Genomic DNA, 25309 nt, shown 5'->3' on the forward strand with positions numbered 1-25309 from the left:
TTCAGACGACTGCCATCTCGACGCGGCAGTGATGCGGAACGGCTTGCGGGGCGATGAGCAGGGTGTCGCCCAGGGTGATGCGATGGTCGACGCGGTGGGAGTGGATCCAGCGCACTGCGTCGAAGGTGAGATCGAGTCCGCACATCCGGGTCTGATCCCCGGAGTAGGAGACCTCCGGTGCCCCGGACGGAGTGCCCGCCCCGGTCAGGCTCATCTCGGTGCAGTCGAGGACGAGGGTGCGACCGGCGACCCGGTAGTACTCCGTCCACGGGGTGCCGTCGACGGAATGGATCCACGAGAACGTGAGGACGTCGCCGTCGGCCACCGGGATCCGGGCGAACTCCCGCGATCCCGGCCGCTGCTCCCGGACGACGAGAGCGGTGACCGGGGTCGCCGAGGTGAGGAACGGAAGTGCGAGCGCCCACGCCAGCACCCCGCGACGGGCGATCACCGCGATCGCCGCCGCGGGGCGCTGTCACGCGTGCTCATCCGATCAGCTGCCGGCTTCGTCGTAGTAGCGCTGGGCACCCGGATGGATGTCGGTGACGGTGACGTTCGTGGCGTTCTCGAGCGTGATGTCGTTCGCCGCATTGTGCGTCGCGTGGATCTGATCGATGTTGTCGAAGATCGCCTGGGTGATCTCGTAGACCGCATCCTCGCTGAGCTCCGGACTGGCGAGCAGCAGGTTCGGGATGGTGAGGGTCTCGGCGGCCTCTGCGGTGTCATAGACGTCCGCGGGCACCTCGCCCTCGCCGAAGTAGTCGTAGTCGTTGAGGAGGTTCTCCCGGCCCTCGCCGGTGATCGGCACGACCTTGACGTCCTCGGTGGTCGACAGGTCGGTGACCGCGGAGTTCGGCAGACCGCTGGTGACGAACGCGGCATCGACCTGGCCGTTCTTCATCTGATCGATCGCCTCGGCGTAGGACAGGTAGTCGGCGGTGAAGTCGTCGTAGCTCATGCCGTACGCGTCGACGACCGTGCGGGCGTTGAGCTCGACACCGGAGTTGATGTCGCCGACCGACACCCGCTTGCCCGCGAGGTCCTCGACGGATTCGATGCCGCTGCCTTCGACGGTGATGAGCTGGAGGTACTGGTCGTAGAGGTTGGCGATGGCCGGCAGCGAGTCGACCGCTCCGCTCTCCTCGAACGGTCCGGCACCCTCGAGCGCCTGGGTGGTCGCATCGGCCATCGCGAAGGCCACCTCGGCGCCGCCGTCGGTGAGGAGGGTGATGTTCTCGACCGAGGCGCCGGTGGCCTGCACGGAGGTGTCGGATCCGAGCTCGCTCGCGAGCAGCTCCGACATCCCGGCGCCCACCTGGTAGTAGACGCCGGAGGAGCCGCCGGTCGCGATGGTGATGAACTCGGTGCCGAGGTCGCCCTCGCCCTCTGCGGATCCGCCGCCTCCGCCGCCGCTGCCACCTCCGCAGGCGGAGAGGACGAGTGCGGCCGAGGCCAGGCCGGCGGTGAGAAGTGTGTTCCGAGTGCGCATGCGTGCTCCCTGTCGACGTCGATGTCGGTTGCGTGTGTTCGTTCCGGAGGCCGTGAGGGCCGGTCGGAGGGTGTCCGTCCACCCTATGAGTAATCCACGTCACACCCCGGAGGACGGGCCATCCCGTTACGGAAGCGTTACGGCCCGCGTGGTCGGGGACGTTCCCCGCCCTGCGCGTGAGCCGACGACCCCGGGCACGTGACCGAACGGTGACGTGTCTCACGATGAGGGAGGCGGGTGCTCAGCACACTGAACGGCTGTACAGTAGGGGCCACGAAGTTCCGGGGACGGTGTGATTCCGTACCGGCGGTACAGTCCGCGAGCCGGGTCGAGCTGCAGCAGCAGGGAGATCCGGTTGACTCGGTGAGATTCCGAGACCGACAGTCAAAGTCTGGATGGGAGGAACTCGACGCGCGCGGACGCGCCGTCCCGAATCCGGGGCGACCGCATCCGCTGCACTCATCGAACCGTTCGGTGACGACCCTCCCTCCTCCCGGTGCAGACCAGGAGGAGTCGATGGACGCAGACCGGACGGTTTTCTCGTTCCCGGAGACGCAGGCGATGCGCGCCGCGCTCGCATCCGCACTGCGCGGAGTGCGCGGCGCGAACCCGCTCGTCGGCGCCGCCGTGCTCGGAGCGGACGGCACCGTGGTCACCGGCTGGCACCGGGGCGCCGGCACCCCGCACGCCGAGGTCGACGCCGTGCTCCGCGCTCGCGCCGAGGGCATGGATCTCGCCGCGGCCACAGTCCTCGTCACGCTCGAGCCGTGCAGCCACACCGGCCGCCGCGGGCCCTGTGCGGAGTTCCTCGCCGCAGCCGGGGCGCGCCGGGTCGTCCACGCGATCGACGATCCCAACCCCGCCGCCGCCGGCGGCGCAGCCGTGCTCCGGGACCGCGGCGTCGAGGTGGCCCGCGGGCTCCTCGCCGACGAGGCCCGGGACCTCAACGCGCGCTGGCTCTCCGCCCAGCACGAGCGCCGGCCGTTCGTCACCCTCAAGATCGCCCAGAGCCTCGACGGCCGGATCGCGGCCGCGGACGGGACGAGCCGCTGGATCACCTCGGCCGGGGCCCGGGCACATGCGCACGCGATCCGGGAACGGGTCGACGCGATCCTCGTCGGCACCGGCACTGCGCTCGCCGATGACCCGCGGCTCACCGCGCGCGATGCCGACGGCCGACCGGCCGGGAGGCAGCCGGTGCCGGTGGTGCTCGGCGAGCGCGACCTCGCCCCCGGATCCCACCTCGCCGGTGACCCCTCCGCCCGCCACCTGCGCACCCGGGACCCCCGTGCGGCGCTGCGCACGCTGCGCACCGAGGGGATCGGCCACGTCCTCGTCGAGGGCGGGGCGCACGTCGCCGGGGCATTCCTCGCCGCCGACCTCGTCGACGAGCTCCACCTCTACACCGCCCCGATCCTGCTCGACACCTTCCAGCGCCTCGTGCCCGCCGCGGCGCCGCCACCGTCGTCCGATCCGGTGAGGTCCGCCGCGGAGAGGCCGCACGCCGTCCGGAGCCTGCAGGGCCCCGGACCGACGAGCGACCCGCCGCTCACCCTCGCACCCGCCTCGACCCGCCACTGAAGGAGCACCATGTTCACCGGAATCATCGAATCCCTCGGCACCGTCACCGGTGTCGAGCTGCGCGCCGACGGAGGATTCGCCCTCCTCACCGTCGAGGCCGGGCTGCTCGTCGCCGACCTGCCGCGCGGCGGATCGCTCGCAGTCAACGGCGTGTGCCTCACCGCCGTGCCGGACACCGCCCCCGAACCCGCCGGCCCGGACGGGACCGATTCGAGCGGAGTCGGGTCGGGCGGGACCGGTTCGGGGACCTTCTCCGCCGAGGTCATCGGCGAGACCCTCGAGCGCACCACCCTCGGCCGGCTCGCCGTCAGCGATCGGGTGAACCTCGAGCGCTGCATGCCGGCGGGCGGGCGGTTCGACGGGCACGTCGTACAGGGCCACGTCGACGGCGTCGGGACGATCAGTCGGTTCGACGACGCCGGCGGCTGGGTGCGGATGCGCGTCGACCTGCCCGCGGACCTCGCCCGCTATACCGCGGAGAAGGGGTCGATCGCGCTCGACGGCACGAGCCTCACCCTCACCGCGGTGAGTGAGCCCGGGGAGTCGCCCGCCTGGATCGAGGTCGGGCTCATCCCCGCCACCCTCGAGCAAACGGGATTCGGCACCGCGACCGTCGGCCGTCCGGTCAACGTCGAGGTCGATGTGCTCGCCAAGTACGCCGAGCGCCTGCTCGGCTTCACCGCAGCCCGCACGGAAGGAGCGGCACGATGACCCCGTCCGTCCAGGATCCCGCACCGGCCCCGGAGTCGCTGCATCGCGCGCTCGGCACGATCGACGCCGCGATCGCCGAGGTCCGCGCCGGTCGGCCGATCATCGTCGTCGACGACGAGGACCGGGAGAACGAGGGCGATCTCGTCATGGCCGCCGAGCTCGCGACCCCGGAGTGGATGGGCTTCCTCATCCGCTACACCTCCGGGGTGATCTGCACGCCGCTCACCGCCGAGCGCGCGCGGCAGCTCGACCTGCCGCCGATGGCCGCGACGAACGAGGACCCCAAGGGCACCGCCTACACCGTGTCCTGCGATGCGATCGAGGGGACGAGCACCGGGATCAGCGCGGCCGACCGGGCGCTCACCGCCCGCGTGCTCGCCGAGGCCCGGCCCCGGGCCGCCGCGATCTCCCGCCCCGGGCACATCTTCCCGCTCGTCGCCAAGGACGGCGGCGTGCGTGAGCGTCCCGGGCACACCGAGGCCGGGGTCGAGTTCTCGCGCCTCGCCGGCCTCGAGCCGGTGTCCGTCATCGCCGAGATCGTCCACGACGACGGCTCGATGATGCGGCTGGGCGCACTCCTCGACTTCGGGGCGGAGCACGGACTCGTCACCGTGTCGATCGCCGATCTCATCACTTGGCTCGACGGCCGGGATACCGGGGAGCATCAGGGTGCGGCGCCGGCGGAGACCAGCGGCCCCCCGGCCCTTCCCGAGGCGCGCGCGGGCGAGCCGGTCACCCTCCCCACGCCGTACGGCCGCTTCCTCACCCGCACCTGGACCGTCGACGGGGTCGAGCACCTCACCATCGAGTCCCTCGGCCCGGTGCCGACCCCCGGGCGGGGCGGCGGGGCGGCGGGAGCCCTCGCTGAGAGCGCGGCAGCCGACACCTCGGCCCCGCTCGTGCGGCTCCATTCGGAATGCCTCACCGGCGACGTGTTCGGCTCGCACCGCTGCGACTGCGGCGAGCAGCTCCACGCCGCGCTGCGCCGGATCGCCGCCGAGGGCGGGGTCGTCGTCTACCTCCGCGACCACGAGGGGCGCGGGATCGGCCTGGCGAACAAGCTCGCGGCCTATGCGCTCCAGGAGCAGGGTGCCGACACCGTGGACGCGAACCGCACGCTCGGCTTCGACGACGACGCGCGCAGCTACGAGTCGGCAGCGGCGATCCTCACCGGTCTCGGCCTGGGCCGGGTCCGGCTGCTGACGAACAATCCCGGGAAGGTCGCCGCACTCACCGCGCTCGGGATCGAGGTCACGGACCGCGAGCCGATCGAGGTCCCGGTCCGGCCGGAGAACGCACAGTACATGGAGACCAAACGGGTGCGCATGCACCACGTGCTCACCGCGGGCACGACCGATGAGAGGAGAGTGGGCTGATGGCTCAGCACGGAGCACCGGACCTGGCGCCGGAGAAGGACAGCGGCCTGACGATGGCGATCGTCGCTTCGTCGTGGCACGGCGAGGTCATGGACGGCCTCATCGCCGGTGCCCGGCGAGCCGCGGACGAGGCGGGGATCGAGGCCGCGCTCGTGCGGGTGCCCGGCAGCTTCGAGCTGCCGGTGGTCGCCCAGCGCCTCGCCGGCGCGTACGACGCGGTGGTGGCGCTCGGCGTCGTGATCCGCGGCGGCACACCCCACTTCGACTTCGTGTGCGCCGCGGCCACCGACGGCCTCACCCGGGTCGCGCTCGACACCGGCACCCCGGTGGGGTTCGGGCTGCTCACCTGCGACACCGACGAGCAGGCGCGCGACCGCGCGGGACTCCCCGGTTCGCAGGAGGACAAGGGCTACGAGGCGGCCACCGCGGCGCTCGCTACCGCCCACACCCTCCGCACCCTCCCCTGAACGAGCAATTTCCGAAGGTTCCTGAGCGTGGAACCGCAGGAATTTGCAGTCTCAACCGCGGCGGGGTGCGCCCGGTGGCTCAGGTGAGGTGGTCGAACTCGCCGGAGACCCATGCGATGTAGCGCTGGGCCGATTCCTCGACGGCGGCCTGCCCGCCGGAGAGGAGGCGCTGGCCGAAGTTCCCGTACATCCGGTCGAAGTCGAGGTCGGCGACCGTGTCTGCCATGCGCCGCACCACGGCGGCCGACAGCGGCAGGTAGTTGGGGAAGCTCCGCATGAACGTCACCCACCCGGTCCGCACGACCGGGCTGATGGTGTCGCCGCCGAGGAACACCCCCGCCCCGTCGTCCGGCGAGCGCCACACCGCGATCGAGCTGCCCGCGAAGTGCCCGCCGACCTGGCGGACGACGACGCCGGGAAGGGGCTCGATCTGCCCGTCGTACTCGACGATCGGCCCGCGCGCCGCGGCCGCGTCCGAGGAGGTGCCCGCGCCCGAGGAGGCAGCCGCCCCTCGGTGCCGGCGCTGCACCCAGCCCGCATCGGCGCGCGACACGTACACCGGGGCATCGTCGAACGCCGCGCTCCACTCGAGCTGCACGCCGTACATGTGCGGATGGCTCGCCACGATCGCCGCCACCCCGCCGAGGTCCGCCACCGCGGCCACAGCCTCGGCGTCGATATGGGGCGGCACGTCGAAGAGCAGGTTTCCGTCCGCGGTGCAGGCGAGGTAGCAGGTCTGCCCGATCCCCAGCCGCGGCTCCACCCGGATCGCGTACAGCCCGGTCTCGACCTCGCGCACCCCCACGGAGAACCCCTCGACCGCGAGCCGGTCGCGGCTCGTCCACTCCTGGCCGGCGCGGGGCACGAACTGGCGCTCGTCGGCGCATATCGGGCACACCTCGGGCACGGGCACCGCCGTCTCCACGCCGCAGGTCGCACACAGAGTGACGTCCTCGGGCTGCCAGGTGCTCATCGTCCGGTTCCCTCCTCGCGGTCGTGCGCTGTGGAGGACGAGTCTACGCACCGGGCCGTGCCGCCGATACCCTCGAGCCATGCGGACCCTGATCTTCGCCCCGGTGACCTTCAACCTCGCCGAGACCACCCGGATGATCGCGATCGCCCGGGCGCTCGGGCCCTCCTGGCGGGCGATCTTCCAGGTCTACGAGGATCCGTACACCCACCTCATCGAGCAGGCCGGGTTCGAGATCCGGCGCCTCTCCCCGGTCCTCACCCCCGCCGAGCAGGCGCAGGCGCTCGCCCTCGACCAGGGCCGGTCGATCCGGCACCCGTTCTCCGCCCGCCTCGTGCGCGAGCGCGTCGCCGCCGAGCGCCGCCTCATCCGCACGTCCGGCGCGGAGGCGGTGGTCATGGGCACGAATCCGACCTCGCTCCTCTCCGCGCGGGCCGAGGGGGTGCCGCTGTTCTACGCAGTGCCCTTCGCCCTCACCCGGCCCCACGTCGAGCAGACGTCGCACCTGGGCCTCGTGCTCGGCGAGGATCCGCTCCGCCGACTGCTCGACCGCGCGGGATCCGCTGCGCTGCGCCTCGTCTACGACCGCCTGCCGATCGCGCCGCGCGCCTTCACCACGGTGGCCCGCGAGGTCGGGGTGGAGCCGCTGCGCACCGGCGCGGCCCTGTTCGAGGGGGATCACACCCTCCTCACCGTCATGCCCTCCGAGCTGGACGGGTACACGCTGCCGCCGAGCTACCACCGGGTGGGTCCGATCTTCGCCGAGCTCCCGTGCGAGGTGCCCGAGGTCGTCGAGCGGCTGGCGGCCGGCCCGCGACCGCTCATCTACCTCGCCCTCGGCTCCTCCGGGGACCGCCGCACCGTGCTCGGCGCGATCCGATCACTCGCCCGGCTCGACGTCGAGGTCATCGCCCCGGTGCGACATCTGCTCAATCCCGGGGACGAGGATTCGCTGCCGGACTCCATCCATCCGGTCGATCTCCTGCCCGCGCACCGGCTCGGCGGGCTCGTCGACGCAGCGGTGATCCACGGCGGACAGGGCACCGTGCAGACGGCGTGCGCCACGGGGGTGCCGTTCGTCGGGATGGGGATGCAGCCGGAGCAGTCGTGGAATGTTCTCGTGTGCGCGCGTGAGGGCAATGCGATCGCGCTGCACCGGCGGGATGCCGGGACCGCGCGGCTGAGCGATGCGGTCTCCCGGCTGCTCGGCGATCCCGCCTACCGCCGGGCGGCGGAACGCGTGCAGGACGAGTACGCCGCCGAGGACGGCTGCGCGGCCGCGGTGCGGGTCATCGAGCAGGTGCTCGCGGGCTCTGCACCGGGCGGCGCCGAGGTGCGGCAGGACTGACGGGCCGGTTCAGCGCACCGTCCAGCGCGGCTCGCGCTTGTCGAAGAAGGCGCGGATCCCCTCTTCGCGGTCCGGGGATTCCCACAGCACGCGGGAGGCGTGCTCGGTGAGCGGCCACAGCTCCTCCTCGGCGAGGTCGCGGGCCTCGATGAGCGCGCGCGTCGTCTCGGCGACGGCGACCGGGGAGTTCGCGGTGATGCGGGCCGCGAGCTCGAGCGCCCCGGCGAGCGCCTGACCGGGTTCGGCGACCGCGTTGACGAGTCCGAGCTCCTGGGCGCGCATCACCGAGATCGGGTCCCCGGTCAGCAGCATCTCGGTGGCGATCACCGCCGGGAGCTTGGCGGGCGTGCGGAAGAACGCGCCGCAGTTCGCGACGACGCCGCGCTTGACCTCGGGCAGGCCGAACCGGGCGTCCCGGGCGGCGACGACGAGGTCGCAGGCGAGCACCATCTCGAACCCGCCCCCGAGCGCGAACCCCTCGACGGCGGCGATGACGGGCACGCTCCGCCGGCGCCGGACGAAGCCGTACGACCCGCCGTCCGCGGTCTTCGGCGAGGTCCCCTCGCTGAGGTCGGTGCCCGCGGAGAAGTACCCGCCGTCCCCGGTGAGGACGATGACGCGCACGGAGGCGGTCGCCTCGGCGATGGCGAAGGCCCGGTCGAGCGCGTCGGCGAGGTCCTGGTTCACGGCGTTGCGCCGCTCCGGGCGGCGGAGCGTGAGGGTCATGATGCCGTCGTGGATCTCGACCTGGAGCGGGGCGTCGGCCGGGAACTCGACCGAGGGGGACGACGGGGAGCGCGATTCGGACACGACGGACCTCCTTGTGGGCGTGACGGTCAGTCTATCCGTGCGGCCGAGGTGGCGCCTGGGAGCGCTGGTCGACGGGCGCGACCGCCGGTGGCTGGGCGCCTGAACCCGCAGGCACCCGGCCCCGGTCAGCGGGAGCGGCCCCGGTCAGCGGGAGAGGATGCGATCGAGCATGAGGTTCGCGTCGATCAGCCGCGGAAGAATGCCCGAGGGTCCGGTCACCCGCGGGAGGCCGGCGAACCGCTCGGGGTTCCACGCGAGCTCGGCGACACGGCCGGTCGCGATCGCCTCGGCCGCGACGAGCACCGGCAGGAGGTGCGTGTCGAGGGCGCTGTGCCCGCTGTCCGGCAGGGGCACGAGGTGCCCGCGGGGAGCGAGCCGGACGATCTCCTCGGCGACCGGCCGCGGCGTGCGGAGGTCGCGCTCGCCGGAGAGCACGAGCACCGGGAAGTCGAAGGTCGGCAGCGCGGCCGGGAAGTCGTAGGGCTGACCGGCATAGTCGGAGTACTTCGACCGGATCGCCTCGAACTCGTGGGTCTGGTCGAAGATCCGGCCGTCGCCGGCGGCGAAGAAGCTGAGCTCGCGGAACGCGATCTCGCCCACGATGTCGAATTCCATGTAGTAGGGCAGGCCCTCGCCGGTGTCGCCCGAGGCGGCCTTGTCGAGGAACGCGAGCGTGCGCTTCGCCCGGCCCGCCTTGACCTGGTTGAGGAACCGGTCGAGCGTGCGGGGGCCGGCGAACTCGTAGATGATCCGCACGTCGCGACCCAGGGTGAGCTCGTCGACGACACCGGTGTCGACGAGATCGTAGACCTTGGCGGCGAGCAGGCGCGTCTCGGGCCACCCCGCGGTTCCGCAGTAGAGGAGGTCGCGGCTGAATTCGCGGGCGACCTTCTCGTCGCTCTCCGCGAGCATCGGCGAATCGAGCACGAGGCCGCCCACCCGATCGGGGTGGTCGACGGCGAAGGCCTGGGCGACGTACGTGCCGTAGGAGGAGCCGATGATGACCGCGCGGTCGATGCCCTCGGCGTCGAGGACGGCGGCGAGGTCCGCGACGGCGAGCTCCACCGACATCGCCTCCTGCGGCAGGTCATGACCGTCGAGGTCGCGGCGGGACAGCCCGACGCCGCGGTGCTCGACCATGACGACCTCGAGACCGCGGGCGGCGGCCCGGCGGCGCACCTGGTCGTAGGGCAGCGCGGAGGCGAGCCCGGGTCCGCCGGGGATGATGACGAGCGGCAGCGCAGCCGTGCCCGAGGCGGGGGCGACGGGATCGGACCCGCGCCGGTAGGTGCTCGACCCGGTCCGGACGTAGTGGAGGTCGAACTCCGGGCCGGTATGGGGGTTCTGTTCGGAAGGGGCACCAGGGGCGCCGGCGCGGGGACCGGGCCCGGTGGCGGGCGCCTCGGCACCGGCGGACCGGGGGCCGATCGGGCGGCGGATCGAGCGCAGGCCGGGAACGCGCAGCGCTCGGCGACGCATGGTGAGGGATCTGTCCACGCACCCAGTGTAGGAGGCGGCCGGGTCGGGGCCGGCCGGGGTCGGTTGGGAATGGCCGGGCCGGTCGGTGTCACCTGGGTCGGTTGGGGTCGGCCGCGCTGGCTGGGGCCGGCCGGGCTGCGGCGCCTCGGTCGTCCGGCGCCTCGGTCGTCCGCTTCTTCAGTCGAGGAAGTCGACCTCGCCCACGGTGTCCGCGGTGAACTCCCGGACCAGCCGGGCGTACCGGCGCGGGTGCTCGAAGTGGAAGGTGTGGCCGGAATCGGCCCGCTCGAACCGGACGTCCGGGATGAGCGACCGAGCGCGCTCGGCATCGTCCCCGCTCATCGCCGCCATGAGGATGCCGTTCTCGTCGCGGAACCAGGTGCAGTGGATGAGCAGCGCGGGGACGGCGATCGCGGCGAGGGTGGTCGCATGGTCGTCGTGGTCGTGGAAGCTGCCGTCGTAGAACGCCTGCCCGAACCGGGGGTCGTAGTCGTCCATCCCGCGGAAGAACTCGTTGAGCACCGGGGGCATGGTGGCCCAGCGCACGGTGCGGGGCGGCTGCTCGGCACGCAGGGCGAGCGCCTTCTCCCTGTACCTCGGACCGGCGTCGCCGAACATGTCGAAGATCGGCGTGCGCCGGTCCGAGGTACAGGGAGATCGCCGAGGCGCGCTGGGGGTCCGCGAGAGGGGTGGTCTCCGCGGCGGGACCGGGCGCAGCGGCGCGTTCGGGCTCCAGGCGCTCCTGCGCCTCGGCGATGAAGGTGTGGGCCGAGGTCGCGAGGTCGACGTGGTTCGTGGTCGTCTCCGCGGCGGGCAGCACCGAGGAGAAGAACGGCGGGGCCTCGAGCACGACGGCGGCGACCACCTCGGGCCGGGAGGCGGCCATCCATGCGGCGATGAGACCGCCGGAGGAGTGGCCGGACACCACCGCCTGCTCGCCGATGACCCCGGCGACGAAATCGGCGAACAGCTCGCCGATCACCGCAGTGGAGTAGAGGTCGGGGTCGGCCTCCGAACCGCCGTGCCCGGGGACGTCGACGGCATAGACGTGGAAGTCGCGTGCGAGGTCACGCATGACCCGGGCGTAGTTCCACAGGTCGCTCACCTGGCCGGGGATGAGGAGGAGCGCGGGCCCGGAGTCGGGCCCCTCGGCGAAGCGGACGCGGACGCCGTTGACCATGGTCGTGCGGAGTTCGAAGCCCGCGCGCTCGGCGCGAAGGCGATCGAGTCGGGCATAGGTGGTGTTGCGGAGGACGTATCCGCCGGCGGTGAGCGCAACGGCACCGGCGAGGGCTCCGGCGGTGGCGAGGGCGGCGGGGAGGATGCTGGACGACGGACGGGCAGTGGCCGGCATGGCGGGCCTTTCGCTGGAGGTCGTGTCAGGAGCAGGCTATCGAATGGCCGTGCGCGGTCGGGGCATGCGGGACGCGCGGGTGTGCCGCAGCGGGTGAGTCGCCGCGGGTGAGTCGCTGCGGGCGCGGGACCGCGCGGGGCCGGAGAACGCGGGGCCGCGCGGGGCCGCTACAACTGGCGTGGAACGCGGCGTGAGATCGCGAATTCCTGCGGTTGCGTTCTCAGGAACCTTCGGAAATTGAGTGCTCAGGGGAGGGTGGTGCGGAGGAGTCGGTCGTCGTCGGGACCGGGGTCGCCGCGGCCGTCGGTGGCGTTGGTGATGAAGAGGATGCCGCGCTCCCCCGCCGCGGGATCGGGGACGACGTCACGGATGCGGCCGTACTCGCCCGCGAACAGCGATTCGGCGGGCAGCTGATCGGACTCACCGGTGACCTCCGGATCCCCCTCGGGAACCTCGACCGCCCACAGCCGCTCGCCGCGCAGGCTCGCGAGCACGAGGGTGCCGCCCACATGAGCGAGCCCGCTCGGGCTCGCCTCGGCGGTCGGCCACACGCGCTCGGGTTCGAGGTGCTCGCCGGTGCCGCCGAACCCCTCGACTTCGGGCCACCCGTAGTTCCCGCCGGGTTCGATGAGGTTGAGCTCGTCCCAGGCGTTCGCCCCGAACTCCGAGGCCCAGAGCCGCCCCGCATCATCCCAGGCCAGACCCTGGACGTTGCGATGGCCGAGCGAATAGACCGGGGATCCGGCCGTCGGGTTGTCCTCCGGGACGGACCCGTCGGGTTCGAGGCGCAGGATCTTCCCGGCGAGCGAATCCGGATCCTGGGCAGCCGGCCGTTCGGAGGCGTCCCCGGTGCTGACGTAGAGCCGACCATCGGGGCCGAAGGCGATCCGCCCGCCGTTGTGGATCCCGGAGGCCGGGATCCCGGTGAGCACGTCCTGGCGCTCGCCGAGCGCGAGGTCGGAACCGGACCCGGTGAGCGCGTAGCTCACCACCCGGTTGCCGTCGGCGGCGGTGAGGTAGGCGTAGAGCCGAGCCGCGTCGGAGACGGTCCCGCCGTCGCCGGTCCCGGCAGGGCCGGCCGGCTCCGGTGCGAGCGCGAGCCCGAGGAGGCCTCCCTCGCCGCCGTGGGCCACACCCTCGACCTCTCCGATGGTCTCCGTCCTCCCGTCGATCACGCGGAGGATGCGGCCGGAATCCCGCTCGGACACGAGGACCGAGCCGTCCGGCAGCGGCACGACGGACCAGGGGGCGTCGAGACCGGTGGCGAGCACCTCGGGCGCGGCCGGTTCCGCACCGGCGTCGGACGCGGCAGGTGTCGGCGACGCGGATGAGGGGGTGCCGGTCTCGATGCTCGTCGCCGGCCGGGCGGAGCCATCGGCACCGGGATCACCCCCGGGAACGCAGGCGGCGAGCACGCCGAGGATGAGGCACCCGGCGGAGATCATCGTCGTGGTCCGGAACAGGGTCATCGCGGCGCTCCCGCACCTCGGGGTCAGGTCCGCTCCCATTGTCCCGGGGTTCGGCGGCGCCTGCCGTCACGATCGCGTAACGGCGATCGCCGACACACCCGTCAGGAGGAGCCGACCGCCTCCGAGGGCCCGCCCGGCACCGCGATCGCCTCGATCGCCGCGACAGCGGCGGCGTGGTCGAAGTGCCCCTCGATGAGGAGCCGGGCGAGTCCGTGGACGGTGCCCCAGAGACCCACGGCGAGCGCCTCGCTCGGGGCGCCGGCGAACAGCCCCTCGCGCTGTGCGGCGACGGCGTTGGCCCCGAGCAGGGTTTCGATGCGCTCGATCTGGACGGCCCGCTCGGGCGTCGGGCTGCCGGGGATGCAGATCGTCGGATCGTAGATGAGCTGGAAGGCGTGCGGGTGCTCCTCCGCGAAGCCGATGTAGGCGAGGCCCTGTGCGCGGAGCTTCTCGATCCCCGTGGGCGCGGCCTCCGTCGCCTCCTCCTGGGCATCGACGAACCGCACCATGCACTCGGTGCCGAGCGCCTCGAGGAGAGCGGTGCGGTCGGTGAAGTAGTGGTAGGGGGCCGCGTGGCTCACCTGAGCCTGCCGGGCGACGGCGCGGAGGCTGAGCGCGCTCGGCGGGGTCGCGGCGAGGAGGTCGAAGGCGGCGTCGAGGAGCGCGCTGCGCAGATTGCCGTGATGGTACGGACGCGAGGTCTCGGAGACAGATCTTGACATGCGAAAGATTCTAGTCGAGACTGATCCCGGCAACATCTTGACACTGTAAGAATCCCGTACGGTCCCGTGCGGGAGACGCACCCCCGCCCAGGAGATCGACATGTCCCCCGTCCTCGTCCTCGACGGCCACCCGAACCCCGCATCCCTCACCGCCGCCCTCGCCGATTCCTATGCCGCCGGGGCCGAGGCCGCCGGCGGCGCGGTCACGCGCCTCACCGTGCGCGACCTCGACTTCGACCCGATCCTCCACGGCGGCTACCGCGGCCACCAGCCGCTCGAACCCGACCTCGTCCGGGCGCAGGAGCTCATCGCGGAGTCGGCCCACCTGGCGCTCTTCACCCCGCTGTGGTGGGGCTCGACGCCCGCCCTGCTCAAGGGGTTCTTCGACCGGGTCTTCGAAGCCGGGTGGGCCTACCACTACGAGGGCTCGATGCCGAAGGGGCACTTCACCGGCCGCTCGGCGCGGCTCCTCCTCACGACCGATTCGCCGGTCTGGTACCTCGGCCCCCTCCAGGGGCACCCGACGAAGAAGCAGATCGCCCGCTCGACCCTGAGGTTCACCGGTTTCAGGCCCGTGCGCTTCAGCCGCTTCGGACCGGTCCGCACGAGCAGCGCTGCGGACCGCGAGACGTGGCTCGACCGCGCCGGGGAGATCGGGGCCGGCGATGCCCGCGGACTCGCGCGCGGGTCGCGGAGGATCCTCTCGGATCCGTTCGCGATCCGGGAGCAGGTCCGCACCGCGCGTGCCCGCGAGCAGGGCGCCGGATCCCTCGTCGGGGGCTGACACCGGGGCCGAACGGTGGGACGCTGGGCGCATGAGCGACCACGACTATCCCCGACTGCGGTCCACCGTCCTCGACGCCGAGGACCATCGCGCCCTCGCGGAGTTCTACCGGCTCCTCCTCGGCTGGCGCTACCGGGCCGGCGACGAACCCGGTGGCGGGAACGACGACTTCCTCATCCTCGAAGCCCCCGACGGTCAGCGGCTCGCGTTCCAGGCCACCGAGCACCTGCCGCGTCCCACCTGGCCGAGCACCGAGGTGCACCAGCAGCTCCACCTCGACTTCACCGTCGGGGACACGTCCACCCTCGACCACTACCGCGCTCGCGCCCTCGAGCTCGGGGCGCGGGAGATCATCGATAAGCGCACCGATCCGGACGAACCGATCGTCATCTTCGCCGATCCAGCAGGTCACCCGTTCTGCATCTTCGTCGGCTGAGGCGTCCGTCTCGGCGGCGAGGTGCGTCCGCGCTCAGCGGCACTGAGCATCCGCCTCGGGCTCGGGTGCTGACCCGCGGTGTGCGGGTGGCGAACGGACCCGCCGAGCAGGTGCACGCCGCCCGCGCGCGTCGTCGACAGTCCGACCGCGCCCGCAGCATGCCGAGGCGGGTGTCACACCCCGCTGAGATTGCGAAGAACTGCGTTGTCGCTCTCAGGAACCTTCGGAAATTGCTCTTTCAGGAGGGGCAGTCGGTGGGGTGGGAGGAGCACCAGGGGGTCGTGCCGGGGAACCGCCCGCGGTTGCGCGCCACCCACTGAAACCGCCCGCGGTTGCGCGCCACCCACTGATAGGCCCGGTCGAGGAGCGGCTCGACGAGCGGGAGCCGGGAGGCCCGGCTCAGGGGTGCGCGCGGCAGCCGCACTCGACCCGGGTTCCGGCCGCGCGTCCCCGGATCGAGACCGAGGAGGGTGTCGAGGATCGCGGCGACCGCCTGCGCTCCCCCGGATCGCTCGCCGCCGGGACCGATCGCCCACAGCTGGTACTCGGCCTGCGCGCGCGTGACGCCCCAGCGCTCCCGCACCCCGGGCACCTGATGCGCGAGGAACTCGACGCGGCCCCGGTCGTCGAGCCGCCGCACCTCCTCCACGCAGCGCGTGCAGAAGCCGCAGTGCCCGTCGAAGAGCACGGTGAGGCGCGCGTCCGGCGCGGCGGTCATCGCATCCCGGACTTCTTCATCCGGTTCGCGCCGATGATCCACAGCACGATGCCGAGGACGAGGACGAAACCGCCGGCCACGGCGGTGAGCGATCCGCCGACGACGCCGAGCACTCCGCCCGCGATCGCGCCACCGGACACGCTCGGGGCGACGAGGACCTCGGGGGTCGTGCACTCGATCTCGTAGGTGCCGGACTCCGTCACGGTGAATCCGCCGTTCGCGTGGTACTGCGTGCCCTGGTGGGTGAAGCTCGTCGAGATCGGGTTCTCGATCGGGTGCACCTCGGCCTGTCCCGACGGGTAGACGGTGCATACCGGCGGCGCGTCGCCCTCGCGGACGTAGAGGTAGAGGTCCTCGTCCGCCTCCGCGACGACGGTGCCGGTGGTGTGGACGAAGGTCATCCGGTCCTCGCTCGGCACCGCATTGCCGAATCCGAGCACCCCGGTGAGGACAGCGATCCCGATGCCGAGGACAACGAGTGCGACTCCGGCCCACGTCAGGCCCTGGCCCCAGCGCTTCATCCCGCGGCCCGGGGGCTTCCCACCCGGATGTCCACCGGCCTGCCCGCCCGGCGGCGGGACGGCTCCGGGCCCCGGCGGCGGTGCGGGTTGTTGCGCTCCATACTGCGGCGCTCCGTACTGCGGGGAGGGCTGCGGGGCTCCGGGCGGAGGGGGGATGCTCATGCGTGTCACCTTCTCGGATCGGGGACCGGTTCGGATCGTGCACCTCCCATTGTGCCTCTGACCTCAGTCGAGAGTCATCTCGGCGGGAAGCGCCTCGGTTCCCGAGCACAGGAGCACCTGGCCGTCGACGCCCGCCGGCACCGGCACGAGCTCGGCGTCCCCGTCGAGGTCGTCGACGATGCCGAGGCAGACCTGGATCGAGTCCGCCCGGCGCAATCCGCGATCGGAGTAGTCCGGACTCGAGTACTCGGGACCGCGCGCCTCGGCGGGGAGCGGCACCTCCATCCGCCCGCGGTGCCCCTCCCCCGGCGCGATCCGGGTGCCGCCCACCACCGGCTGGACCGAGGCGTCGCCGGATTCGTCCCCGAGGCCCCAGACCTGGCGCGACACCCGCACGATCCCGCCTCCCGGCGCGCTGACGTAGGCGAGCGCGGGATCGATGTCCTCAGCTTCGAGTTCGCCCATTCCGATGATCCGGGGCAGCTGATCGATGACGACGACGGGCTCCTCCCCGCGGTTCTCCAGCACGTACTCGACGACGAGGCGGTCGTCCTCGACGGCGAGGTCGAACTGCGGCGTCACGCCCTTCGCCGTCGCCTGCACCGGGAACGGGTCCTCACGTGTGCCGAACGCGCCGAATGCGCCGCACCCGGCGCACGCGAGGCCCACGGCGCCCGCGAGAGCGAGGAGCCGCGCGGCCCCGGAGGCCCCGGCGCTCATACGATCACCGACAGCACGGACAGCGTCACCGTCGTCCACACGACGTGGGCGGTGACGGCGGCGGCGACCCGGCCCGTCCGGGCCCGCAGCCACGCGAAGGGCACGCCGATGACCACGGTGGCGACGACGAGCGCCGGATTGATCGTCGCGCACGTGACGATCGCATAGATCACCGTCGACCAGAGGATGGGGCGGCGTCGGAACAGGGCGAAGACCCCGCCCCGGAACGCGAGCTCCTCGGCGGCGCCGACGAGGACGGCGGTGATGAAGACGGCGGTGAAGTTCTCCGCGCCGATGGGGCCGAGGACGCTGACGATGAGGTCGGCGGTCCACGGCACGAGGGAGAGGACCCAGGCGCCGATGATGCTCACCACCCCGACCGCGAAACCGCCGACCGCCCCGATGCCGACGGCCCGGCCCAGGGGCGCGCGCTCGGCCCCGGTCAAGCCGTCCCCGAGCGCACGGCCGGCGATCCCGACGGCCACCCAGCAGGCGCCGAGCACGAGCGAGAAGCGGTAGAACAGCGCGGTGTCGTAGCCGACGCGGAACGTCAGGTGGAGGAACGCGGTCCCGAGGACGAGGCACAGGACGATGACCGCCACGACCGGCCACGCGACGCGGCGGGGGGCGGGAGCGGACGGGTGCTGGACGTGCGCCACAGGGTCGATACTAGGGGAACGGCCCGCCCCCACCGCCAGCGAACAGGAGCCCCATGCGCGTCTTCGTCACCGGAGCCACCGGCTATCTCGGATCACGTCTCGTGCCCGCCCTGCTGTCCGCCGGGCACGAGGTGACCGCCGGCGTCCGGACTCCCGCCCGGATCGCGGAGTTCCCGTGGGGTCCACGGGTGCGCGCGGTCGAGTTCGACGCGCTGCGGCCGGAGACCCTGGGACCCGCGCTCGAGGGCTGCGATGCCGCGGTCTACCTCGTCCACTCGATGGCCGACCGCGACTTCGCCCGCCTCGACGCCCGGGCCGCCCGTGACTTCGCCGCAGCCGCGGCGGCCGCAGGGGTGTCGCGCATCGTCTACCAGTCGGGGCTCGTCCCGGCGGATCGCCCGCTCGCCCGCACCGATCTCTCCACCGGGGGCAGCCGCCGGTTCTCCACCCGGCACTCCGAGCACGTCCGGTCCAGGCTCGAGGTCGAGGACATCCTCACCTCCGGCGCGGTCCCCGCCCTGTCACTGCGGGCGGCGATCATCGTCGGGGCGGGATCGACGAGCTTCGAACTCGTCCGGCGGCTCACCGAGCGCCTGCCGACGATCCCGGTGCCCGGCTGGATGCACAACTGGGTGCAGCCGATCGCCGTCGTCGACGTGCTTCGGGCGCTGACGTGGGCGCTCGGCTCGGATCGGACCGGGCACCTCGACATCGGCGGCCCCGATGTCATGCGCTACCCCGACTTCATCCGCCTGTACGCCCAGGTCGCCGGGCTGCGGCGCCCTCACGTGCCCGCCGGCCCCGTGCCCGCCGAGGTCGTCGGACCCGCCGTCGCCCGGATCACCGGGCTGCCGGAGACCGTCGTCACCGCGCTCGCCCACAGCGTCGCCGAGGACATGGTGTGCTCGAATGCCGAACCCGCCGAGTGGTGCGCCGACGGCCCGCGCCTCGACACCGCCTCGGCGATCCGCCGCGCGCTCAGCCCCGCACGCACCGGCACCGAGCTCGGCGGTGATCCGCAGACCGGCGCGGACACCGACCCCCGGTGGGCCGGCGGCGCGGTCGAGATCGAGGGCGCCACCCGCTACCGGAGCACGTTCGGACATCTGTTCGCGCGCGACCGCTGAGGAGGTCACCGGATGGATAGTTCCACCGTGGAACCGCTTTCGGAAATCGACGTGGCCGATTCACGACCTTCTGATCTATCGTGGAACTATGACCGAGGATGAGAATGCCGGAGGGGCACCCGGGGACGCAGCCCCACCGGTGAACGCGTCGGTGCCGGTGGGCGGAGCTCCCGCTGACAGCCGCAGTCCGCACCGGAACGAGACCGGGTTCTCCTCGCTCTTCCTGCTCCAGAAGTTCACCGTCGAATCGGACCGCTACTTCGAGACGGTGCGGCGGACCGAGGGCATGTGGCACACCGATGTCCATGCGATCAACGCCGTCGTCGAGGCCGACCGCCGCGGGTACGCGATCACGCCGACGGATCTCCGCAAGCGCCTCGTGCTCTCCGGACCGGCGACCTCCGCCCTCATCGACCGCCTCGTGCGCGACGGGCACCTCACCCGCCACCGGTCCGAGACCGATCACCGGGCCGTCATCCTCCACGCCACCGAGCGGGCCCGGCAGATGGGCGCGGACATGTTCGCCCCGCTCGTCGACCACATGATGCACGTCATGCGCGGGATCCACCCGGATGACATCGCGCTGTTCGACGCGATCATCGTCATGCTCACCCGCGCCGTCCAGCACGCCCAGGACGAGGTCGCGGCTGCCCAGGCCGAAGCGGGCTCCGCACCGCGCGCGACCGGCACCCCGGATGACGGTCCGCGGGGAGAGGAGCCGACGGCATGACGACGCCCGCCGCCCGCCTCTACACGGGCACCGCCCAACGGGCCGCCCAGCTCGTCCTCACCCGCTATTCGACCTCGTTCTCGCTCGCGGTCCGCACGCTGCCCGGTCCCGTCCGGGCCCACATCGGCAGCATCTACGGCATGGTCCGGGTGGCCGACGAGATCGTCGACGGGGCGTGGGACACGGCGGATCCGGCCCAGGCGCGCGCCGAGCTCGACCGGTTCGAGGAGCGGATCGAAGCGGCGGTCGCCTGCGGGTTCTCCTCCGACGTCATCGCCCACGCCTTCGCGCACACCGCCCGGCACACCGAGATCGGACCGGAGCTGTGGCGGCCGTTCTTCGCCTCGATGCGCTCCGACACCGCCCACGACGTCCAGGACGAGGCCGGCCTCGCCGCCTACGTCCACGGGTCCGCCGAGGTCGTCGGCGAGATGTGCGTACGCGCCTTCTTCGACGGCGCCCCGATCCCGGCCGCCCGCGAGGCGGAGATCACCCGCGGCGCGCGCTCGCTCGGCGCGGCCTTCCAGAAGATCAACTTCCTCCGCGACCTCGGCGAGGACGCGGAGCGCGGCCGCGCGTACTTCCCCGGCGTCGACCCGCGCCGGCTCACCGACGCCGCGAAGTCCGCGATCGTCGCCGACATCACCGCCGACCTCGACCGGGCCGCGGAGCGGATCCCGCACCTCCCCCGGCGCGTGCATCCGGCGGTGTGGACGGCCCACGGGATCTTCGGCGAGCTCACGCGGATCATCGACCGCACGCCGGCGCAGCGGGTGGGCTCGACGCGGATCCGGGTCTCGAACCCGCGTAAACTCGCGATCGCGGCAGCCGCCGCGGCCGGCCGCCCCCTGACACGCACCCGAGGAGCACGATGACCCGCACCGTCGTCATCGGGGGCGGGATCGCCGGCCTCGCCACCGCCGCCCTCCTCGCCCGGGACGGCCATGCGGTCACCGTGCTCGAGCGCAACACCTGGCTCGGCGGCCGGGCCGGCATCCACCGGGAGGCGGGATTCACCTTCGACACCGGGCCGAGCTGGTATCTCATGGCCGAGGTGTTCGACCACTTCTTCCGGCTGTGCGGCACCTCGAGCGCCGAGCAGCTCGATCTCGTCACCCTCGATCCCGGCTACCGGGTGTTCTCCGAATCCGGCGCGGTCGTCGACGTCCCCTACGGCCGCCCTCAGGTCCGGGAGCTCTTCGAATCCCTCGAGCCCGGCAGCGGCGAGCGCCTCGACGCCTACCTCGATTCCGCCTCAGAGGCCTACGACCTCGCGCTCCGGCACTTCCTCTACAGCACCTTCCGCTCCCCGTCCGCGCTCGCCCACCCCGAGCTGCTCACCCGCCTCGGCCCGCTCACGGGGATGCTCACCGGCTCGCTCGCCGCGCGCATCGACGCGACCGTCGAGCATCCGCTGCTCCGACAGATCCTCGGCTATCCGGCGGTGTTCCTCGCGATGTACCCCGAGCGCGCCCCCGGCATCTACCACCTCATGAGCCGCCTCGACCTCGTCGACGGGGTGCAGTACCCGCGCGGCGGGATGCACACGATCATCGATGCGATCGAGCGGCTGGCGCTCGCCGCCGGGGTCGAGATCCACACCGGGGCCGAGGTCGTCGCGCTCCCCGCGGAGACCTCGCGCGGGCGCATCCGGACGCTCACCGGGCGGCGGCGCGGCACGATCACCGAGGTCGTCGCGCGCACCGCGAACGGGCTCGAGGTGTTCGCCGCCGATCATGTCGTCGCCGCATGCGACCTCCACCATCTCGAGACCCGCCTGCTCGACCCGGGGTTCCGCACCGCGGGGCCCGCCACGTGGCGCCGCCGCGATCCCGGGATGGGCGGGATCGTCCTCATGCTCGGGATCGACCGGCGGGTCGAATCGCTCGCCCACCACTCGCTGTTCTTCACCGCGGACTGGGATGCGAACTTCGCGGCCGTGTTCGGGGAGGAGAAGTCGCTCCCCGATCCCGCCTCGGTCTATGTCTGCGCGCCCTCACGCACCGATCCGGGCGTCGCCCCGGAGGGCTGCGAGAACCTTTTCGTCCTCGTCCCCTGCCCCGCCGACCCCGCGCTGCGCGCCGGACAGCCGGTCTTCGAGGAGTACTGCGACCGGATCATCGAGCAGATCGCCCGCTGGTCGGAGGAGGACGATCTCGCCACGCACGTCGTCGTGCGCCGCGCGCTCGGCCCCGGGGACTACGCGGACGATTTCCATGCCTGGCAGGGCACGGTGCTCGGGCCGTCGAACACCCTGACGCAGAGCGTGTTCCTCCGCGGCGGGCCCCGCCGTCCGGCCGGTCTGCGCGCCACCCGGCTCGACAACCTGCTCTACGCCGGCGCCTTCACCGCACCCGGAGTCGGCCTGCCGATGTGCCTCATCAGCGCGGAGAACGTCGTCAAGGAGCTGCGCGGGGACACCTCGGGCGGCTGGCTGGAATCCCTGTGATGAGCTGGGCCTACCTCGGCTGCCTGCTGTTCAGCCTCGTCGGCATGGCGATCCTCGACCGGCGGCATCGGCTGTTCTGGTTCGCCGACCCCAAACGGGCCGCGATCGTCCACGGGATCGGTCTCGCCGCATTCCTCGTGTGGGATGGCGCGGGGATCCTCACCGGGATCTTCCACCGCGGCGACAGCCCGTACATGATCGGGATCGACCTCGCACCCGAGCTGCCGCTCGAGGAGGTCGTCTTCCTCGCCTTCCTCTGCTGGCTCACGATGAACCTCTACACCGGCTGCTCCCGGACCCTGCGCGCGCGGGCCGACCGGGCGGCGAGCAAGCGGGTCGCAGGCGCGGGCACGGGCGGGCGGCCGCGGGTCGCGGGCGGGGAGGCCCCGCGCACCCCCGGAACGGCCGACGTGCACGACCCGCGGGCAGGGGGCCGGCCGTGACGTACACGCTCATCAACCTCGTTTTCCTCGTACCGGCCCTCGTCATCACTGCCCTCGCCTGGCGCTCCGGCGCCCTGTCGCGGATCGCGCTCCTCGTCACCGCCGGCGCGATGATCGCGCTCACCATCGTCTTCGACAACCTCATGATCAGCATCGACCTCTTCTCCTACGCCGAGGACCGGATCTCCGGCGTGATGATCGGGCTCATGCCGATCGAGGACCTCGCCTACACGATCGTCGCCGTCCTCCTCCTGCCCGCCCTGTGGGAGCTGCTCGGCCGGCGCCGCCGCCCGGGATCCGGGGTCGGTGCACGGCCGGACAGCGCGGTGCGCCGCGATCCCGGCATCGAACCGGGCGCCGCCCTCGATTCTGCGGACGAGGAGGTCGATCGCCGTGATCCGTGAGCTCGTCCTCGCCTCCCGTCCGGTGTCCTGGGTGAATACCGCGTTCCCGTTCGGCGCCGCATACCTGCTCGCCGGCGGGACGGTGGATGTCCTCTTCGTCCTCGGCGTCGTGTTCTTCCTCGTGCCGTACAACCTCGCGATGTACGGGATCAACGACGTGTTCGACTACGAATCGGATCTCCGGAACCCGCGCAAGGGCGGGGTCGAGGGGCACCTCGCCTCCCCGGAGCAGCACCGGCGGATCCTCCTCGCCTCCGCAGTCGCGTGCCTGCCGTTCCTCCTCGCCTTCGTCGTCCTCGGCACCGCGCTGTCGACGGCCGTGCTCGCGCTGAGCGTGTTCGCTCTGCTCGCGTACTCGATCAAGGGCCTGCGGTTCAAGGAGATCCCCGTCCTCGACTCGATCACCTCGTCGACGCACTTCTCGTCTCCGGCCTGGTTCGCCCTCGCGCTGCTCGGGTGGCCGATCGGCGCGGACGGCTGGCTCGTCCTCGCGGCGTTCTTCCTCTGGGGGATCGCGAGCCAGGCGTTCGGCGCGGTGCAGGACATCGTCCCGGACCGCGAGGGCGGTCTCGCCTCGGTGGCCACCGTGCTCGGCGCACGGACGACCGTCCGGCTCACGACGGCGATGTACCTCGTCGCCGGCGCCCTGCTCGTCCCCACCGCCTGGCCGGTGCCGCTCGCCGGGCTGCTCACCCTCCCGTACGCGATCAACGCGGGACGGTTCTGGTCGATCAGCGATCGCACCTCGGCCGAGGCCCACCGCGGCTGGTCGGTGTTCCTGTGGCTCAACTACGTCGTCGGCTTCCTCGTCACGCTGCTGATGATCTGGGTGGCGCTGGGCTGACCGGACATGGTCCTGTGACGCGGTCGGCTGCCCGCGCGCTCGGCCCAGGCTCGCAGTCCAAAGAATCTCAAGGAATCCATAGGACCGACTGCGCACACGTCTCGCGGCGGCCGGAGGCCTTCCGTTGCGTCACGGACAGCGATATTCTCAAAAGTCTAAAAGAATCTCACGGAGGTGCTCCCTGTGACCGTCACCATCCCTCCGCCGCCCGTGCCCGGCGCCTCGCCCTCGCCGTTCACCCCGACGTTCGGCGTCATCCCGCCCGCTCTCGTCGGACGGCAGGCCGAGGTCAACGACTTCGCCTATGCCCTCGACAGCGGCCCGGGTGCGACCGGGCGGGCCACCCTCGTCACCGGTCAGCGCGGCGTCGGCAAGAGCGTCCTGCTCCACGTCTTCCACGAGGTCGCGGCGAGCCGGCAGTGGCTGAGCGTGCACGCCCAGGCCTCCCCCGGATTCGCCGCGAGCCTCACCGCGACCCGGCTGCCCGAGGCTCTCGCAGCGCTCGACGCCGCGGACACGGTGGAGTCCTCGGTCGTCGGAGTGACCCTGCCCTTCGGCGCGGGCGGGCTCACCACGCGGACGGAGAGCACGAACCCGCTCACACCGGACTTCCGCCACCAGCTCATGCGGGTGCTCGCCATCCTCGCCGACCACGGCACCGGCCTCGTCCTCACCCTCGACGAGGTCCACCGCTCGCAGCTCGACGAGCTCCGTCTCGTCACCGATGCGATCGCCTACGCGTTCAGCCAGGAGGCGCCGGTGGCGTTCGTCGCCGCCGGGCTCCCGCAGGCGATCACGAGCCTCGTCGACGACGACGTCTCGACCTACCTGCGGCGCGCCGAACGCGTGACGCTCGGCAACCTCAGCCCGGAGAACACCCGGATCGCCCTCGAGGCGCCGATCACCCAGGCGGGGAAGACGATCACCCGCGAAGCGCTCGAGGCGGCGATCGCGGCGAGCGGGCACTACCCGTTCCTCATCCAGCTCATCGGCGACCGCTCGTGGCGGGCCGCCGGCGACGACGACGTCATCACCGCCGTCCACGTCGAGGAGGCGGTGGCGCGCGCCCGCGCGGCGATGCATCGGCAGATCCATGAGCCGGCCATCGGAGGACTCACCGAGAAGGAGCGCAGCTACGTGCTCGCGATGGCGGCCGACGAGGACCGCTCCCGGACGGCGGAGGTCGCCCGCCGGATGGGCGTGACGGCGAAGTACGGCAGCGTCTACCGCGAACGCCTCATCACCCGCGGGGTCATCGAGGCCGCCGGACGCGGGTACGTCCGCTTCACCCTGCCCTACACCCGCGAGTACCTGCTCGAGGGCTGAGCCGCAGCCTGCGGGCTCCGCATTCGGCCGGACGCGGCCGCCGAGAACCGCGCAGATCCTGCAGACGGCGACGGAAACTGCACCTGACGACGGAGACTGTGCAGGTATCGTGGGCAACTGCAGGATCCGTCGACATCTCGGCCGACGAACCCGCACCGCACTCACCCCGCCGACACCGGGCCCCGGCCGCTGCGGGATTCGGCCGCCGGA

Annotated in this window: 27 protein-coding genes and 1 riboswitch; of the genes, 15 read left to right on the plus strand and 12 right to left on the minus strand. The window is 72.3% G+C overall.

The window, feature by feature from the left end; translation table 11 throughout:
• Position 1: 1 nt before the first annotated feature.
• Together C1A17_RS08595 and C1A17_RS08600 are read right to left on the minus strand one after the other, a co-directional pair.
• Positions 2–451 carry a DUF1850 domain-containing protein gene (locus C1A17_RS08595; RefSeq protein WP_180953254.1) on the minus strand — a complete coding sequence of 150 codons (450 nt, stop codon included), beginning with the start codon at positions 449–451 and terminating at the stop codon, positions 2–4.
• 42 nt (positions 452–493) lie between these two features.
• Entirely contained in the window at positions 494–1489 is a 996-nt protein-coding gene (locus C1A17_RS08600; RefSeq protein ID WP_101652617.1) for a TAXI family TRAP transporter solute-binding subunit, read from the minus strand.
• Positions 1490–1762: 273 nt separating this feature from the next.
• Positions 1763–1900, plus strand: a riboswitch (FMN riboswitch).
• A gap of 105 nt (positions 1901–2005) precedes the next feature.
• Here C1A17_RS08600 and ribD point away from each other — a divergent pair.
• The 4 genes from ribD to ribH are packed head-to-tail and all read left to right on the plus strand — an operon-like array spanning position 2006 to position 5624.
• Positions 2006–3070, plus strand: a complete 1065-nt coding sequence (ribD, locus tag C1A17_RS08605; protein ID WP_101653602.1) for a bifunctional diaminohydroxyphosphoribosylaminopyrimidine deaminase/5-amino-6-(5-phosphoribosylamino)uracil reductase RibD — start codon at positions 2006–2008, stop codon at positions 3068–3070.
• A gap of 9 nt (positions 3071–3079) precedes the next feature.
• Positions 3080–3781: a riboflavin synthase gene (locus C1A17_RS08610; protein ID WP_101652618.1), complete on the plus strand. Its 702-nt coding sequence runs from the start codon at positions 3080–3082 to the stop codon at positions 3779–3781.
• Entirely contained in the window at positions 3778–5157 is a 1380-nt protein-coding gene (ribB, locus tag C1A17_RS08615) for a 3,4-dihydroxy-2-butanone-4-phosphate synthase (RefSeq protein WP_101652619.1), read from the plus strand. Before C1A17_RS08610 ends, ribB begins: the two co-directional genes overlap by 4 nt.
• Positions 5157–5624, plus strand: a complete 468-nt coding sequence (gene ribH / locus C1A17_RS08620) for a 6,7-dimethyl-8-ribityllumazine synthase (RefSeq protein WP_101652620.1) — start codon at positions 5157–5159, stop codon at positions 5622–5624. Before ribB ends, ribH begins: the two co-directional genes overlap by 1 nt.
• Before the next feature lie 79 nt (positions 5625–5703).
• Here the strand turns inward: ribH and C1A17_RS08625 are convergent, their stop codons facing one another.
• The gene (locus tag C1A17_RS08625; RefSeq protein WP_180953255.1) at positions 5704–6597 is read right to left on the minus strand and encodes an MBL fold metallo-hydrolase; all 894 of its coding nucleotides are present in this window, start codon (positions 6595–6597) and stop codon (positions 5704–5706) included.
• A 79-nt stretch (positions 6598–6676) separates the two neighbouring features.
• On the opposite strand from C1A17_RS08625, the gene C1A17_RS08630 reads away from it, so the two are divergent.
• Complete coding sequence (locus C1A17_RS08630) at positions 6677–7942, plus strand: nucleotide disphospho-sugar-binding domain-containing protein (RefSeq protein ID WP_101652621.1); 1266 nt, start codon at positions 6677–6679, stop codon at positions 7940–7942.
• 9 nt (positions 7943–7951) lie between these two features.
• Here the strand turns inward: C1A17_RS08630 and C1A17_RS08635 are convergent, their stop codons facing one another.
• The 5 genes from C1A17_RS08635 to C1A17_RS08655 form a co-directional block, all read right to left on the minus strand.
• A complete protein-coding gene (locus C1A17_RS08635) occupies positions 7952–8752 on the minus strand; it encodes an enoyl-CoA hydratase-related protein (protein ID WP_219618262.1) in 801 nt (266 codons plus the stop codon).
• A gap of 144 nt (positions 8753–8896) precedes the next feature.
• Complete coding sequence (locus tag C1A17_RS08640) at positions 8897–10249, minus strand: alpha/beta fold hydrolase (protein ID WP_146000615.1); 1353 nt, start codon at positions 10247–10249, stop codon at positions 8897–8899.
• A gap of 70 nt (positions 10250–10319) precedes the next feature.
• Positions 10320–11585, minus strand: coding sequence for an alpha/beta fold hydrolase (locus C1A17_RS14865; RefSeq protein ID WP_101653605.1), 1266 nt, complete (start codon positions 11583–11585; stop codon positions 10320–10322).
• A gap of 245 nt (positions 11586–11830) precedes the next feature.
• Positions 11831–13054 (minus strand): PQQ-dependent sugar dehydrogenase, encoded by a 1224-nt coding sequence (locus C1A17_RS08650; RefSeq protein WP_245873605.1) that lies wholly within the window; start codon positions 13052–13054, stop codon positions 11831–11833.
• Positions 13055–13155: 101 nt separating this feature from the next.
• Positions 13156–13776, minus strand: coding sequence for a TetR/AcrR family transcriptional regulator (locus C1A17_RS08655; protein ID WP_180953256.1), 621 nt, complete (start codon positions 13774–13776; stop codon positions 13156–13158).
• Between the two features lie 100 nt (positions 13777–13876).
• On the opposite strand from C1A17_RS08655, the gene C1A17_RS08660 reads away from it, so the two are divergent.
• Entirely contained in the window at positions 13877–14560 is a 684-nt protein-coding gene (locus C1A17_RS08660) for an NAD(P)H-dependent oxidoreductase (protein WP_101652624.1), read from the plus strand.
• Between the two features lie 31 nt (positions 14561–14591).
• Entirely contained in the window at positions 14592–14996 is a 405-nt protein-coding gene (locus C1A17_RS08665) for a VOC family protein (protein ID WP_101652625.1), read from the plus strand.
• Between the two features lie 238 nt (positions 14997–15234).
• On the opposite strand, the gene C1A17_RS08670 is transcribed toward C1A17_RS08665, so the two are convergent.
• The 4 genes from C1A17_RS08670 to C1A17_RS08685 form a co-directional block, all read right to left on the minus strand.
• Positions 15235–15714, minus strand: a complete 480-nt coding sequence (locus C1A17_RS08670; RefSeq protein ID WP_245873607.1) for a thiol-disulfide oxidoreductase DCC family protein — start codon at positions 15712–15714, stop codon at positions 15235–15237.
• Positions 15711–16397, minus strand: a complete 687-nt coding sequence (locus tag C1A17_RS14180; RefSeq protein ID WP_180953257.1) for a hypothetical protein — start codon at positions 16395–16397, stop codon at positions 15711–15713. Before C1A17_RS14180 ends, C1A17_RS08670 begins: the two co-directional genes overlap by 4 nt.
• 63 nt (positions 16398–16460) lie before the next feature.
• The gene (locus C1A17_RS08680; RefSeq protein WP_101652627.1) at positions 16461–17117 is read right to left on the minus strand and encodes a hypothetical protein; all 657 of its coding nucleotides are present in this window, start codon (positions 17115–17117) and stop codon (positions 16461–16463) included.
• Positions 17114–17776 carry a CPBP family intramembrane glutamic endopeptidase gene (locus tag C1A17_RS08685; protein WP_101652628.1) on the minus strand — a complete coding sequence of 221 codons (663 nt, stop codon included), beginning with the start codon at positions 17774–17776 and terminating at the stop codon, positions 17114–17116. Before C1A17_RS08685 ends, C1A17_RS08680 begins: the two co-directional genes overlap by 4 nt.
• Positions 17777–17829: 53 nt before the next feature.
• On the opposite strand from C1A17_RS08685, the gene C1A17_RS08690 reads away from it, so the two are divergent.
• The 8 genes from C1A17_RS08690 to C1A17_RS08725 all read left to right on the plus strand — a co-directional run bounded on the left by C1A17_RS08690 (position 17830) and on the right by C1A17_RS08725 (position 25099).
• Positions 17830–18903 (plus strand): NAD(P)H-binding protein, encoded by a 1074-nt coding sequence (locus C1A17_RS08690; RefSeq protein WP_101652629.1) that lies wholly within the window; start codon positions 17830–17832, stop codon positions 18901–18903.
• 88 nt (positions 18904–18991) lie between these two features.
• Complete coding sequence (locus C1A17_RS08695) at positions 18992–19633, plus strand: MarR family winged helix-turn-helix transcriptional regulator (RefSeq protein WP_180953258.1); 642 nt, start codon at positions 18992–18994, stop codon at positions 19631–19633.
• Positions 19630–20508, plus strand: a complete 879-nt coding sequence (locus C1A17_RS08700; RefSeq protein WP_101652631.1) for a phytoene/squalene synthase family protein — start codon at positions 19630–19632, stop codon at positions 20506–20508. The genes C1A17_RS08695 and C1A17_RS08700 overlap by 4 nt, the downstream gene beginning before the upstream one ends.
• Entirely contained in the window at positions 20505–22082 is a 1578-nt protein-coding gene (crtI, locus tag C1A17_RS08705) for a phytoene desaturase family protein (protein ID WP_101652632.1), read from the plus strand. Before C1A17_RS08700 ends, crtI begins: the two co-directional genes overlap by 4 nt.
• Positions 22082–22525, plus strand: a complete 444-nt coding sequence (locus tag C1A17_RS08710) for a lycopene cyclase domain-containing protein (protein WP_101652633.1) — start codon at positions 22082–22084, stop codon at positions 22523–22525. The genes crtI and C1A17_RS08710 overlap by 1 nt, the downstream gene beginning before the upstream one ends.
• Positions 22522–22929: a lycopene cyclase domain-containing protein gene (locus C1A17_RS08715; protein ID WP_101652634.1), complete on the plus strand. Its 408-nt coding sequence runs from the start codon at positions 22522–22524 to the stop codon at positions 22927–22929. The genes C1A17_RS08710 and C1A17_RS08715 overlap by 4 nt, the downstream gene beginning before the upstream one ends.
• Positions 22919–23773 carry a prenyltransferase gene (locus tag C1A17_RS08720; protein WP_245873608.1) on the plus strand — a complete coding sequence of 285 codons (855 nt, stop codon included), beginning with the start codon at positions 22919–22921 and terminating at the stop codon, positions 23771–23773. Before C1A17_RS08715 ends, C1A17_RS08720 begins: the two co-directional genes overlap by 11 nt.
• Before the next feature lie 183 nt (positions 23774–23956).
• Positions 23957–25099 carry an ATP-binding protein gene (locus C1A17_RS08725; protein WP_101652635.1) on the plus strand — a complete coding sequence of 381 codons (1143 nt, stop codon included), beginning with the start codon at positions 23957–23959 and terminating at the stop codon, positions 25097–25099.
• Positions 25100–25309: the final 210 nt, after the last annotated feature.

The organism is Brevibacterium ihuae (assembly GCF_900184225.1).
Lineage (GTDB): Bacteria > Actinomycetota > Actinomycetes > Actinomycetales > Brevibacteriaceae > Brevibacterium > Brevibacterium ihuae.